We start from the raw sequence: 12,775 nt of genomic DNA on the forward strand, positions 1-12,775 counted from the left end.
AAATTATGAACAGAATAATAGGAATCTTATTCGCTGTCATAGTGTTAGTTTCGTGCAACAGCCAAAAGGTATATTCGGATTTTGATATCAGCTATTCAAAAAGCGGAGGCTATGCTCCTGTATATGAAAACCTGCTGATAAAAGGAAATAATGTACACTACTCTTTTGAAGGTCAGGGAAAGAAATATAAGGAGGATTTTAAGATTTCAAATGAAGATTTAAAGAAACTGGATCAGGTGCTTTCCCAGAACAATTTCAGGAGAATACAGGAAGATCGTAAGAAAATTTATGATAATGTTTCCACGTCAATCAACATCAAGAAAGGCCCTAATGAAGGCAGTAAAACCGATGCCAGTCTGATTATTCCAAACTATCAGACAAATTGGAACAATATTCTCGAAGCTTTCCAGCAGATCATTAATACTAATGTTAAAAAACAGTAAATACAATTGAAAACCCACTTCATTGCCATTGGCGGAAGCGCCATGCATAATCTTGCTATTGCATTAAAAGATAAAGGATATCTGGTAACCGGTTCAGATGATGCCATTTTTGAGCCTTCAAAATCAAGGTTGGAGAAAAAAGGAATATTACCTCAGGAAATGGGCTGGTTTCCGGAAAAAATCACACCCGATATTGATGCTGTTATTCTGGGAATGCATGCTCACCAGGACAATCCTGAACTGGCGAGAGCGAAAGAATTGGGATTAAAAATATATTCTTATCCTGAATTTTTATACGAGCAGTCCAAAAACAAAACCAGGGTCGTTATTGCAGGTTCTCATGGTAAAACTACCATCACCTCAATGATACTGCATGTGCTAAACTTCCACCAGAAGGATGTTGACTTCATGGTAGGTGCGCAATTGGAAGGGTTTGACTGTATGGTAAAACTGACCCAGGATAATGATTTTATGGTACTGGAGGGCGATGAATACCTTTCTTCCCCCATTGATTTACGTTCGAAGTTTTTATTATATCAACCGAATATCGCTTTGATGAGCGGTATTGCATGGGATCATATCAATGTTTTTAAAACATTTGATGATTATATTGAACAGTTCAGAAAATTTGTTGCAAGCATTACTCCTGGCGGCGTTTTAGTTTATAATGAAGAAGATCCTGAAGTGGTAAAAGTGGTGGAAAATGCAGAGAATTATTTCAGAAAGATCCCTTACAAAACTCCTGAATATGAGATCAGCAATGGAAAGGTATATTTAAAAACTGAAATGGGAGATGTTCCTCTTTCTGTATTCGGCGCCCATAACCTTCTGAATCTTGAAGGAGCAAGGCATATCTGCCAGCAATTAGGCATCATGGATGAAGATTTCTACGAAGCGATTATGAGTTTCAAAGGGGCTTCCAAACGTCTTGAAAAAGTAGAAAGAGAGGATAAAGGAACGCTGTACAAAGATTTTGCCCACGCTCCGAGTAAGGTAAAAGCCGCAGTGAAAGCATTTGTTGAGCAGTTCAGGAACGATAAAAAATACGGTTTCCTGGAACTCCATACGTATTCAAGCTTAAATCCTGCCTTTTTAGAGCAGTATGACCACGCTATGGACGGATTGGATGAAGCCGTGGTTTTCTATTCAGAAGATGCTTTAAAAATCAAAAGGATGGAACCTATCTCTCCTGAATTTATTAAAGAAAAGTTCAAAAATGAAAATCTGAAAGTTTTCACTAATGCTGAAGATCTTCATGCTTATTGGAACACGTTGGATAAAACAAATGGAGTCTATCTGATGATGAGCTCAGGAAATTTTGGCGGACTGGACCTTAGCCAATAAAAGATAAGATCATAAAAAACTCCTTTTGTTCAAAAGGAGTTTTTTATTTTAATTGCTTTTTGTAAAAAAGTACTTTGCCCTATCATTGACACCGTCTCCATCAAAATCCTGGATGGTATCTTCAAAAATCATATCTGCCTGAGATAACTGAGAGACTATATAGAAATAGTCTTTTTCCTCTTCGTACCAAAATTTCCTCGTCACAGGATCATAGGTATATTTTCTGGTTACGACATCTGTTTTTACACAAGATCCGTTTTCCGGAGCAAAGGTAGTGGAGGTCATTTCCTTTTCTTTGAATTCATGGATGCTTTCCTTATCACATCCGGTAGTAACGTGGGTTACTGTTTGGTTACTTTTGGAATTATGCACCTCAACTTTATTCAGCTTCCATTTTCCAATCATGGATGCCTGAACAGGCTGAACCTCATCATTACTACTGCTACAAGCCAGTATTGAAAGTATGGCAGATGAAAGAAATATTTTTTTCATGACGATACAGAGATCTATTTTACTTTTTTGTAATATCTTTTGTATGTTTTGGCTTCCCCAGTGCTGCTATCCACTACATATTTATCATCTTCTATAATCAGGTCTGTCTGCGTTAAAGTGGTCACCTTATAACTATACTGACCACCGTTCTCAAAATTATAATACAAAACATGAGAAGGCTTGTCATAGTTATATTTTAAGCTATTCGCCTTAGGAACACAGGCATCATTTTTCTGTTCATAGGTCATCGCAATCTGATTAACCCCATCAAATTCCAGCGTGTTTTCCACTTCGCAGCCTTCAGGTAAAATAATCGTTGTCTTATTAGTGCCGGGAGCGATAATTTCAGCTTTGGAAACTTTCCATTTTCCGATAATTGAGGCTTTCTGCTCATCATTATCATTGTCACTACTGCACGATACTATTGCTGAGAATACAGCAAACGATAGAAATAATTTTTTCATGGTTATTTTAAATTACATTTGAACGCCAAAGATAAGGCATTTAAATTTAGTCAGCCTCTGTCTGTACAATGAGATTTCTCAGGATTTCCTCCGTAGAAAGCTCACTATAATCATGGATAGACTGCCCTGTCCATAATCCTACAAAATCTGCATTCTGTTGTAATTTAGCAGCTTTACGCAATCCATTGGTCAATTTATTCTGATAAGGGTATGGTAAGATATATTCTGAATTTTCAACTGTTTCTATAAATGTATTCTTTACTCCTCTGGCATACCGTCCCGAGAAACTTTTTGTCAAAACAACCTCTTCCTCTCTCACCTTTTTAAGTCTTGCTTTTTCAAAAGGTTCCAAAGCACTTTCCCTGGAAGCCAATAAAAGGTTACCAACCTGAAATCCCTTCGCTCCCAAATTCTTTACGGCGTGCAATATCTTTGCATTATAAATTCCTCCCGCATAAACCAAAGGCAATTTTACATGATCGTAAACCTGTGCAAGCAAAGATAAACCACCAATCTGCAAAACATGATCCGGATCAAAAGTTCCTCTGTGACCGCCTGCCTCCGTACCTTGAACACAGATCACATCAATTCCTGAATTTTCAAGAATAAGGGCCTCTTTTACAGATGTACAGGTTCCCATGAGTATCACTCCGTTTTCTTTAAGTTTCTGAATACTTTTATCATCAAGATTTCCAAATGTAAAGCTTAGTATGTTGCATCCTTCCTCAATAAGAACATCAATTTGTTCATGATAGCCGTTCACCTTGATATCTTCAAGTTCGGGAAGGCTGACCTCAATATTATTTTCTCTTCCCAGCTTTTCCAGAAAGATCTTTGTAGCAATAAACCTCTGTTTCAAATCTTCTGTAATGACAGGAATATCATGAGCAAAAATATTGACAGCAAAAGGTTTATCAGTAAGCTTCTTTGTTTCTCTGATTAATTTGACAGATTCATCCGCGGAGAGGTCTGCCAATGCCAGTGATCCCAAAGCACCGGCCCGGGAGGCAGCGGCCACCATCTGTGTTGTACTTACGCCAAACATGGGAGCCTGAATGATAGGATATGCTATCCCAAATTTTTTACTGATTGTATCCGGCCAAAACATATGAAATTATTTTAATTAAAAAGGTACAAAAAATAAAAAACACCTCACTTTCAACGGAATATGATATTCCTCAACATTGATGACAAATAAAATCCCACAGATCTCACAAATTCCACGGATTACAATCTGTGTCACCTGTGCCATCTGTGGGAATATTTCTCATTTTTTAATTAAATATCCGCTACAGAATTCAACATCTTTTGCTCCCATTCCGGATCTTTCGGATCAAAGAATAATCTTTTTCCCGTATCCAGGCTGCGAACGGTATTCATCTCATCTTCTGTCAGTTCAAAATCAAATACATTGAAGTTTTCTTCTATTCTGGAAGGAGTTACCGATTTCGGAATCACAACGAAACCTTCCTGTAAATGCCATCTTAAAATCACCTGCGCCACTGTTTTTCCATATTTTTCAGCGATTGCTTTCAGGTCAGGATGGTTTAATAAATCTGCATTTCCGTTTCCAAGCGGGCTCCACGGCTGCGTTATAATATTGTTTTCCTTGTTATATTTCTGCAGTTCTTTCTGTTGAAAAACGGGATGCAGCTCAATTTGATTGATAACCGGCAGAATGGTTGAGTTTGCCTTTAATTCTTCCAGCTTCTCAACAGTAAAGTTGCACACGCCGATTGCTTTAATTTTCCCTTCCTGGTACAATTCCTCTAAGGCCTTCCAGGTTCCCAGAAAATCGCCATAAGGCCAGTGAATAAGATACATGTCAAGATAATCCATCTGCAATCTGTCCAATGTTCTCTGAAATGCTTTTTTAGCTTTTTCATATCCATGATCCTGAACCCATACTTTTGATGTGATAAACAAGTCATCTCTGTTTACTCCGCTGTTTTTTACCGCAGCTCCTACAGCAGTTTCATTCTGATAAATAGCAGCAGTGTCTATCATTCTATATCCGGTTTGGATAGCTTTGACAACTGCCTCTTCACATTCTTTCAAATTTTCCATCTGCCATACTCCAAATCCCAAAGCAGGAATATCTACTCCATTATGTAAGGTGACTACAGGTTGCCCTGAATAGGTTTTCTTTTGCATAAATCTTTATTTTGATGATTACTATAAAGTGATTAAACAAATTTGCAATAAAAAAACGGAAGTATGGCTTACCAATTTTACTGTTTTTTGTTAAAAAATGTTATGCAATGAGTGTTTGCTATGATGTTGAAAATCGCAAAGGCGACAACTTTTCTGTTTCATGTGTTTGTATGTAAGACTGAAGGATTTTATCTGCGATAAAATTGAATACTGAATTATGTAATCCCACAAATTCACGAATAAATCCTCTTATGCATCTCAAAAACCTATGTACCTATGGGGTTTAATTTTTTCCAACCGCATAGGCACATAGATTTCGTTCGTACATTTGCAGCAAAATATGAGCAGTTTGGAATTACAGAAAATTTTACATTTTCATACACTTTAAAAAGATATATATATTTAAAACCCTTTTGTGTATTTTCATTATTTTTGTGAAAACTTACAATCGGGTCACAACAAATTATCAATACTTCCGGTGATCCGATTATTCATATAATTTTGTAGATGGAACACTATACTTTTAATCAAATTGCCCAAGAGTCGGATATTCCTTATGAATTGCTGCTATTGGCTGATGAAACCAAAGAGGCTATTGATCAGTACATCTCCAAATGTGATATTTATCTGCTACATGACGGAACAGAAAATATTGCCGTTATGGCTGTATGCAAAAACAGTACTATTGAGCTCGAAATTAAAAATATTGCTGTTATTGAGTCCTACAGAAGCAAAGGCATTGGCAGCATTTTGATCGACAGAGCAAAAGAAATTGCGAAGGAAAACAAGTATAAAATACTGACTGTCGGAACCTCAGATACAGGTTTCCAACAGATCAGATTCTATGAGAAAAACGGTTTTACAAAAAATGGAGTCCGTAAAGATTTTTTCATTGAAAATTATCCTGCTCCAATTTACGAAAACGGTTTACAGATGCGTGATATGGTGTTACTTGCCCATCACCTTACGGAATAGGTCTTTGATGTGGTCTATTTCCGCCTGATAATTGGTCTTTTTTCTACACCCGAAATACAGGGTATTTTCAAGCTTTTTCTTTCCATCCCAGATCAGCTTTAGTTCTCCGCTTTCAATCTCATTTTTACACAGGAAATCCGGCACAACGGCAAGCCCCGTTCCCCCTTTCAGACAACGAATGATGGAATTAAGGTTCGGAACAATATAATTGGGACGGAAGTTTGGTTTATGCCCGAAATTAAGCGTCCAGAATTGAAAAAGGTGCTCCATATCTCCTGTTGTCCCATACCATTTTTCATTCTTCAGCCACTCCTCGATCTGTTCGGCGTCTTTTGTTTTCAGCATTTTGTTGAATGCTTCAGTATCAACGTCTTTTCCACCAACCAGAATAATTTGTTCAGAAGAGAATGCTTCATGTTCTATATTGGGAGAAGATCCCTTTTTCGGTGTGATGATGAGATCGAGAATTCCTTTATCCAACTGATCGAGCATTTCAGGATATTCCCCGAAACTGATGATCAGGTTGAAAGGCAATGATGAAACATATTGCTCAAGAGTCGTCTGAAAAGTTTCAAAACACATGCCCACGCTGATCGTGGGGGTTAGTTTTTCCGTAGATTTCTGGAAATTTTTCTCTACATCTTCCAGTTTGGTAAGCGGTTCTGCTACTGCATTAAACAATACTTTCCCTCTTTCCGTCGGAATCATTTTTCTTCCGGTTCGGTCGAACAGCTTATACCCAACATAGGCCTCAAGTGAACTTAAATGCAGGCTTACTCCGGGCTGTGAAATGAATAGGGCATCAGCTGCACCAGTCAATGTCCCGGTTTTATAGATCGCTTTAAAAGTACGATACCATTCTAAATTAACCATGACTTAATTATTAATATTCTGATGCAAATTTACAAAATAATTATAATATTAATACATTTTCATTCTTTAAAAAGGCAGCATAGTAATCCGGAATACCGCTTTCCCGAATCTGACGGGCAGTTTCCTCCACCGGATAGGGTAATTGTACGATCTCCGGAGTGATTTTTTCTTCGTCTAAGGTCAGTATCACATAGGAAGCCAGGCGGTTTTTTTCCTTAGAACGGCCTACGGAACCACAGTTGATTGCCCATGTATTGGTATTAAATTGTTTTATAAAAGATAAATGCGTGTGCCCCATCACCATTACATCAGACTTTGATTCTTCCAGCATTGTCTTAAACATTTCATCATTTTCTGATTCATATAAATAGGTATCATTGCTTTCCAGGCTGGAGTGAACCAACTGGATATTCCAATGTTTTTTTCCTGTTTTATAATTTAATCTCAGATGAAAAGGAAGCTCAGCAAGGAATTTTTTATTCTCTTCAGCGATGTATTTTTTAGAATGGTCAATAGCAATAAATCTGGCCCGGGTCTCTTCTTCTGAATGTTTGGATAAAGGCAGTACGGGAATATCAAATGCGATTCTTTCATCGTGATTTCCCATCAGGCACGGAATATTCAAATCTCTTATTTTCTCTATGACTTCATTCCCCCATGGTGCAAAATCAACGAGGTCTCCCAAACAAAATTTCTGATGAATTCCTCTGTGCTCCATATTTTTTAACACAACTTCCAAAGCTGGAAGATTCCCATGCACATCACTAAAAATGGCTATCTGTATCATTATCTCTCAATTTGTTAATCAAATGTACGAGACAGGTATGAATTTTTGTGTAGGGATAGCATGACATTTTGCAGGATAAAGAAATCTTATGGATCAATGTAAACGTAATGCAAATTTTAGAAATACTGCTCTTAAAACAGGAAGTATCAAACTCATAATCAGCAATTTTTCTCCTTACAATTTCAATATATAAATATTATAATAGTTTACTATAATTTATATTATTTTTATAATACAATACTCTATGGTAACTTTGCAGAGTAAAATTTAAACAATCATCAATAAAATGAAAAAAGTACTAATCATCAACGGAGGACAAAACTTCGGACATTCCGGAGGAAAATATAATCAGACCATCGCAGAAAATACGTTAACCGTTCTTAAAGAATTTGATAATGTCGAAGTAAAGGTTACAAATGTAAGTGAAAATTACGACAAACATGAAGAAGTACAAAAATTCGTTTGGGCAGATTATATCATTTACCACACGCCCATCTGGTGGTTCCAGCTTCCGAACGGATTGAAAAAATATATTGATGAAGTTTTCACGGCAGGCCACGCCAAAGGTATTTATATGAGCGACGGAAGAAATGCCGCAAACCCTGAAATCAACTACGGTACAGGAGGAATGCTTGGCGGTAGAAAATATATGTTGACGACAAGCTGGAATGCTCCGGCAACAGCTTTTACGCTTCCGGGAGAATTCTTTAACGAGAAAAGCGTAGACGAAGGACCTCTATTTGGTTTTCACAGAATGAACGCTTTCGTATCGTTAGAAAAAATGGATAGTTTCCACTTCCATGATGTGGAAAAGAATGCCAACGTAGAGCGTGACATGAAGCTTTACAGAGACCATGTGAGAAATGTATTTGAAAAAGAATTACAATCAGAATTAGTATAATGAAAATTCACCTAACCGCAGTTATTAAATCCAAAGAAGAACACCGTTCAGAAGTATTCGAAGTTCTTCAGAATATGGTAAAAGAGACAAGAAAAGAGGAAGCTTGTGAAATGTACAACCTTCACCAGGGAATTGAGGATAAAAATCACTTTGTGTTCTATGAAATCTGGAAAAGTGAAGAAGGATTGGCACAACATAATGAGCAGCCTTATATTAAAGCTTTCGGAGCTTTGGTTGATGAAAAACTTCAGGAAGCACCTCAGATTTACATCACCCATCTTATTTAAACGGAAATCATAGTTTTTTAACCACAAAAGTTTTTTGAACACTTAAGTTATTTCAATAACCGATTTGACGGATAAAAGTACACATACATCTTGAAAACCTGTCACAATAGAAGACTTAACGACGTGGTTTACAAAGCAACATACAATAACAAATTTTAAAAACAAGCAAAAATGGAATATAGAAAATTAGGAAACACAGATTTGGAATTATCAACCATCACACACGGCGCTTTTGCGATCGGCGGAAATATGTGGGGAGGTAATGAAAAGAAAGATTCTATCAATTCTATCCACGCATCATTAGATCATGGGGTAACTTCAATCGATACGGCACCTTTCTATGGTTTCGGGTTAAGTGAAGAAATGATTGGTGAAGCGATTAAAGGTAAAGACCGTTCAAAAATCCAGTTACTGACTAAATTCGGTTTGGTTTGGGACGGCAGCAATAACGAAAAAGGAGAGTTTTTCTTCGACGCTGAAGATGAAGGAAAAGTCATTCCTGTTTACAAATTTGCGTCTAAAGAAAACATCATCAAAGAAGTTGAAGAAAGCTTAAAGAGACTGGGAACAGATTATATCGATCTTTTACAACTTCACTGGCCGGACAGCACAACTGCCATCAGTGAAACAATGGAAGCTATGGAATTACTGATTCAGCAAGGAAAAGTACGTGCAGCCGGAGTAAGTAATTATAATGTGGCACAAATGGAAGAGGCCAGCAGAACTTTGAAATTAGCGAGCAACCAGGTTTCTTACAGCATGCTGAACCGAGCTATTGAAAACGACCTTGTTCCTTATTCTTTAGAAAACAATTCAGGAATCATTGTCTATAGCCCCATGGAAAGAGGTCTTCTAACGGGTAAATATTTTAAAGACAACAAACTAAAAGACAACGACCACAGAAACGGATATTTCTCTCAGTTTGATTTACATAAAGTAAAAACTTTCCTGGAAAAAATAGAACCGATCGCTCAGGAAAAAGGGGCAAGCCTTTCTCAATTGGTATTAAGATGGACTACATTACAGCCAGCCATCACCGTTGTACTGGCGGGAGCAAGAAATGCAGAACAAGCCATCGACAATGCCAAAACAATGGACATCAAACTTTCTCAGGAAGAATTGAACTTCATCAATTCCGCTTTGAGCGAGATTTAATATAAAAGCTGGAAGCCGGAAGAAAGAGGATAGAAATACTGTCAGGTTAAAGATGACTTTCAGTCTGTTGAATCCACTGATTATCAGACTGTACGATGAAAATATGAAGTTGAAGAAAACACTAGCGTGTATTGTTAACCTACAGTCTGTTACTTTAAAGCATCACAACAATCTGATCAATAAAATTCGAGTTGTTGGCAGACTTTAATCACCTCCCTCTCCCCTCTTCCAGCTTCCCTTCTTATTTACCCTATATATCATAAAAAATGAAAAAGAACCTGATCAAAATATTCGGGTTAATAACCCTATTGACCATCAACAGTATTACATTAAAAGCTCAAACGCTTGTAAATCCTGAAGATAAATCATGGTATCCGTCAGCTTACGGAGCCCGGGATGAAATCGGAGCAGCCAATTTATTAACTCCTGAAGTGGTAAAACAAGCTTTAGGATTGGTAAAACAGGGCAAAACGTTGGCTCTTGCCGTTCCTATTGATAAAAATCTTCCCGCTTTCAGACACAGAAGTTTTAACCTGTACAATATTCAACCCGGAGAACAGGGCGGAAAAAGTATTGGTCCTAATAAATTTACCTTCAATGACGAGTTGGTGAATGGATGGACCGGTGTAGGAACTCAGCTTAACGGGATCGGGCATATCGGTATTGATAATGTGTATTATAACGGAAATAAAGCGACAGACTTTGTAACGGTAGAAGGCGTAAAAAAACTGGGTGTTGAAAAAGTACCTCCTTTTGTGACCAGAGGTGTAGTTCTTGATATGGTAGCCCATTACGGACAAGCAATTGTACCCGGTGGAACAGAATTTACCGTAGATGATATTAAAGCTGTTTTAAAGAAACAAGGGCTTACTTTAAGAAAAGGAGATGTTATCCTTTTCAATACAGGATGGCTTGAATTGATAGGTAAAGACAATAAACAATTCCTGGAAACTGAACCGGGAATCGGAATGGATGCTGCCAAATGGCTGGCTGACCAAGGAATTGTTGCTTTTGGTGGGGACACCTGGGCTTCTGAGGTATATCCCAATCCAAAAAGCAAAGAAGAATTTCCGATCAACCAATATATGTTGGCTAAAAAAGGAATTTACAATTTAGAATTGATCGACAGCCGCCCGCTGGTTAAACAAAAGATATGGGAATTCCTTTTTGTATTGGGGCAACCGCTGTATGTAGGTTCCACTCAGGTGAATGTTAATCCTGTTGCTATTTATTAATTTCTTTCTCAGTTCTCAGCAATTATGTGTAATTTAATATTCCAACTCTGAGAATTGACCATACGATTTTTTATATATCAAATACAAAATTTAAAACAATGGAAAACAAAACAAAAGGTTTTACACGTGCCAACCACGTAGGAATCACGGTAAAAAATTTAGAGAAATCAATTGCTTTTTATGAAGCATTGACCGGAACCAAAGTTTCCAACGTAGACGAAATTGGTGGTGAAAGAATGGCAAAAACACAAGGTCTCACTGATACCAAAATCAAATATGCCAATCTGCACCTTGATAATCTTAACCTTGATATTCTTGAATATGTAATCCCGGAATCTGAACAGGCATCTTATTCCAACAATCAGATCAGTGCGATGCACCTTTGCTTCGAAGTAGACAGCATTGATGAAGCAATGCAAAGATTGAAGGAGATAGGTGTAGAACCTGATGGAGAACCTATCGTATTTGAAGAAGCAGACGGGCTAAAATCAGGATATGGAACTGCAGTTGCTTATTTCAGAGATCCGGACGGAACCAATCTTGAAATTATCGCTCCGGAAGGTCCATTCAAAAGAAAAAACCCGTAAAATAATGACAGCCGGCAAAACGTTTGATTTCCGTAAACAAACTTAATATTGACCCTTAAGATCTATTGTAGAATTAATCCAACGGAATTTCTGTTTTACCAGCCCAAAAAAGAGTTTTTCACTATTGAAAAACTCTTTTTTTTATCAAGCGGCATGATCTATCGTATGTTTTCTTACTTTGCTATCGGCATATGGGTACTCACGGCAATTCTGTTCCATGCATTGATGGTTACGATGGCCATGATAATTTCGGCAATCTGTTTTTCAGAAAAAACAGCTGCAGCCTTTTGGTATGTTTCTTCCGTTAAACCTGCATGACTGATCAGAGTAATTTCTTCAGTCATTGCCAGAAGTACCTGTTCTTCTTCTGTAAAAAACTCTTTGGCTTCAGTCCATCCGTTCAGAATAAAAATTCTTTGGGGGTTTTCACCGTACTTGATGGCATCCTTAGTATGCATATCGAGGCAGAATGCACATTTATTAATCTGCGAGGCCCTGATTTTAATTAATTCTTTTTGAATATGGGTTAAAGAAGTTGTCTGTAAATACCCTTCCAATCCCATCATTGCTTTATAAGCTGCGGATTCCACTGCTGCAATATTTAGTCTTGCACTCATTATTATATTATTTTTTGGTTAATTGATCTATACTTAAAGAATAGTGTTGCTGAACTGTCAGCAAGAGTGATGCAGCACTGCCTACCCATACAGAGTAGTTAAGCGGAGCTTTTACGCCCAATGCAACAGACATTGACAAGGCAAAAATCAATAATAAAATACTGGTTCCGTACGCGGCAATTTTGGTTTTAAATCCAAGAATCAACATCACTGGAAGTAGTATTTCGAGAAATGTAGCGGCGTATGCTGAGAAAGTGCTTAAAGATGCAGGAAGAAAAAAAGTCAGTTGTCTTGTATAGTCTTCAAAGCTGCTCATATTTCCCCAGGCAGAATTTTCTTTACTCCACCATCCGAAGCGATCGGCCACTGCTGAAAGCATGGTGAGTCCGAGAGCAAGTCTTAAAAATAGCTGTGGAAATTGATTTTTGGTATCTGTCATTGTATTGGCTTTTAATCACATG

General features: G+C 37.5%; 16 protein-coding genes. 8 read left to right on the forward strand and 8 right to left on the reverse strand.

Annotation, left to right across the window (positions count from 1 at the left end):
- Positions 1–5: 5 nt before the first annotated feature.
- The gene (locus tag M030_RS0112525; RefSeq protein WP_027373815.1) at positions 6–443 is read left to right on the forward strand and encodes a hypothetical protein; all 438 of its coding nucleotides are present in this window, start codon (positions 6–8) and stop codon (positions 441–443) included.
- 6 nt (positions 444–449) lie between these two features.
- Entirely contained in the window at positions 450–1,787 is a 1,338-nt protein-coding gene (locus M030_RS0112530; RefSeq protein WP_027373816.1) for a UDP-N-acetylmuramate--L-alanine ligase, read from the forward strand.
- 48 nt (positions 1,788–1,835) lie between these two features.
- Here the strand turns inward: M030_RS0112530 and M030_RS0112535 are convergent, their stop codons facing one another.
- From M030_RS0112535 to M030_RS0112550, 4 genes are all read right to left on the reverse strand, one after another.
- On the reverse strand, positions 1,836–2,279 hold the full coding sequence (locus M030_RS0112535; RefSeq protein WP_027373817.1) for a lipocalin family protein: 444 nt from the start codon (positions 2,277–2,279) through the stop codon (positions 1,836–1,838).
- A gap of 14 nt (positions 2,280–2,293) precedes the next feature.
- Positions 2,294–2,743, reverse strand: a complete 450-nt coding sequence (locus tag M030_RS0112540) for a lipocalin family protein (protein WP_027373818.1) — start codon at positions 2,741–2,743, stop codon at positions 2,294–2,296.
- A gap of 46 nt (positions 2,744–2,789) precedes the next feature.
- The gene (locus M030_RS0112545; RefSeq protein ID WP_027373819.1) at positions 2,790–3,851 is read right to left on the reverse strand and encodes an NAD(P)H-dependent flavin oxidoreductase; all 1,062 of its coding nucleotides are present in this window, start codon (positions 3,849–3,851) and stop codon (positions 2,790–2,792) included.
- Between the two features lie 170 nt (positions 3,852–4,021).
- Positions 4,022–4,897 (reverse strand): aldo/keto reductase, encoded by an 876-nt coding sequence (locus tag M030_RS0112550; protein WP_027373820.1) that lies wholly within the window; start codon positions 4,895–4,897, stop codon positions 4,022–4,024.
- 507 nt (positions 4,898–5,404) lie between these two features.
- Between M030_RS0112550 and M030_RS0112555 the strand changes: the two genes are divergently transcribed.
- Entirely contained in the window at positions 5,405–5,872 is a 468-nt protein-coding gene (locus tag M030_RS0112555; RefSeq protein ID WP_027373821.1) for a GNAT family N-acetyltransferase, read from the forward strand.
- Here the strand turns inward: M030_RS0112555 and M030_RS0112560 are convergent.
- Both M030_RS0112560 and M030_RS0112565 read right to left on the reverse strand, forming a co-directional pair.
- Complete coding sequence (locus tag M030_RS0112560; protein ID WP_027373822.1) at positions 5,846–6,745, reverse strand: LysR family transcriptional regulator; 900 nt, start codon at positions 6,743–6,745, stop codon at positions 5,846–5,848. The genes M030_RS0112555 and M030_RS0112560 overlap by 27 nt on opposite strands.
- A gap of 40 nt (positions 6,746–6,785) precedes the next feature.
- Entirely contained in the window at positions 6,786–7,532 is a 747-nt protein-coding gene (locus M030_RS0112565; RefSeq protein WP_027373823.1) for a metallophosphoesterase family protein, read from the reverse strand.
- A 286-nt stretch (positions 7,533–7,818) separates the two neighbouring features.
- On the opposite strand from M030_RS0112565, the gene M030_RS0112570 reads away from it, so the two are divergent.
- The 5 genes from M030_RS0112570 (at position 7,819) to M030_RS0112590 (ending at position 11,697) form a co-directional block, all read left to right on the forward strand.
- On the forward strand, positions 7,819–8,433 hold the full coding sequence (locus tag M030_RS0112570; RefSeq protein ID WP_027373824.1) for an NAD(P)H-dependent oxidoreductase: 615 nt from the start codon (positions 7,819–7,821) through the stop codon (positions 8,431–8,433).
- The gene (locus M030_RS0112575) at positions 8,433–8,720 is read left to right on the forward strand and encodes a putative quinol monooxygenase (protein WP_027373825.1); all 288 of its coding nucleotides are present in this window, start codon (positions 8,433–8,435) and stop codon (positions 8,718–8,720) included. The genes M030_RS0112570 and M030_RS0112575 overlap by 1 nt, the downstream gene beginning before the upstream one ends.
- Before the next feature lie 171 nt (positions 8,721–8,891).
- On the forward strand, positions 8,892–9,875 hold the full coding sequence (locus tag M030_RS0112580) for an aldo/keto reductase (protein WP_027373826.1): 984 nt from the start codon (positions 8,892–8,894) through the stop codon (positions 9,873–9,875).
- A gap of 266 nt (positions 9,876–10,141) precedes the next feature.
- The gene (locus tag M030_RS0112585; protein WP_027373827.1) at positions 10,142–11,110 is read left to right on the forward strand and encodes a cyclase family protein; all 969 of its coding nucleotides are present in this window, start codon (positions 10,142–10,144) and stop codon (positions 11,108–11,110) included.
- 98 nt (positions 11,111–11,208) lie between these two features.
- Positions 11,209–11,697 (forward strand): VOC family protein, encoded by a 489-nt coding sequence (locus M030_RS0112590; RefSeq protein WP_027373828.1) that lies wholly within the window; start codon positions 11,209–11,211, stop codon positions 11,695–11,697.
- A gap of 173 nt (positions 11,698–11,870) precedes the next feature.
- On the opposite strand, the gene M030_RS0112595 is transcribed toward M030_RS0112590, so the two are convergent.
- Together M030_RS0112595 and M030_RS0112600 are read right to left on the reverse strand one after the other, a co-directional pair.
- A complete protein-coding gene (locus M030_RS0112595; protein ID WP_027373829.1) occupies positions 11,871–12,314 on the reverse strand; it encodes a carboxymuconolactone decarboxylase family protein in 444 nt (147 codons plus the stop codon).
- Positions 12,315–12,321: 7 nt separating this feature from the next.
- Entirely contained in the window at positions 12,322–12,753 is a 432-nt protein-coding gene (locus tag M030_RS0112600) for a DoxX family protein (protein ID WP_027373830.1), read from the reverse strand.
- Positions 12,754–12,775: the final 22 nt, after the last annotated feature.

It is taken from the genome of Chryseobacterium sp. UNC8MFCol (assembly GCF_000482305.1).
In the GTDB taxonomy this organism is placed as follows: Bacteria; Bacteroidota; Bacteroidia; order Flavobacteriales; family Weeksellaceae; genus Chryseobacterium; species Chryseobacterium indologenes.

Coding starts and splice junctions, on each gene's coding strand:
- M030_RS0112540 (WP_027373818.1), bottom strand. CDS start 2,743: ATGAAAAAATTATTTCTATCGTTTGCTGTATTCTCAGCAATAGTATCG.
- M030_RS0112555 (WP_027373821.1), top strand. CDS start 5,405: ATGGAACACTATACTTTTAATCAAATTGCCCAAGAGTCGGATATTCCT.
- M030_RS0112535 (WP_027373817.1), bottom strand. CDS start 2,279: ATGAAAAAAATATTTCTTTCATCTGCCATACTTTCAATACTGGCTTGT.
- M030_RS0112570 (WP_027373824.1), top strand. CDS start 7,819: ATGAAAAAAGTACTAATCATCAACGGAGGACAAAACTTCGGACATTCC.
- M030_RS0112580 (WP_027373826.1), top strand. CDS start 8,892: ATGGAATATAGAAAATTAGGAAACACAGATTTGGAATTATCAACCATC.
- M030_RS0112575 (WP_027373825.1), top strand. CDS start 8,433: ATGAAAATTCACCTAACCGCAGTTATTAAATCCAAAGAAGAACACCGT.
- M030_RS0112585 (WP_027373827.1), top strand. CDS start 10,142: ATGAAAAAGAACCTGATCAAAATATTCGGGTTAATAACCCTATTGACC.
- M030_RS0112545 (WP_027373819.1), bottom strand. CDS start 3,851: ATGTTTTGGCCGGATACAATCAGTAAAAAATTTGGGATAGCATATCCT.
- M030_RS0112525 (WP_027373815.1), top strand. CDS start 6: ATGAACAGAATAATAGGAATCTTATTCGCTGTCATAGTGTTAGTTTCG.
- M030_RS0112595 (WP_027373829.1), bottom strand. CDS start 12,314: ATGAGTGCAAGACTAAATATTGCAGCAGTGGAATCCGCAGCTTATAAA.
- M030_RS0112550 (WP_027373820.1), bottom strand. CDS start 4,897: ATGCAAAAGAAAACCTATTCAGGGCAACCTGTAGTCACCTTACATAAT.
- M030_RS0112600 (WP_027373830.1), bottom strand. CDS start 12,753: ATGACAGATACCAAAAATCAATTTCCACAGCTATTTTTAAGACTTGCT.
- M030_RS0112565 (WP_027373823.1), bottom strand. CDS start 7,532: ATGATACAGATAGCCATTTTTAGTGATGTGCATGGGAATCTTCCAGCT.
- M030_RS0112560 (WP_027373822.1), bottom strand. CDS start 6,745: ATGGTTAATTTAGAATGGTATCGTACTTTTAAAGCGATCTATAAAACC.
- M030_RS0112590 (WP_027373828.1), top strand. CDS start 11,209: ATGGAAAACAAAACAAAAGGTTTTACACGTGCCAACCACGTAGGAATC.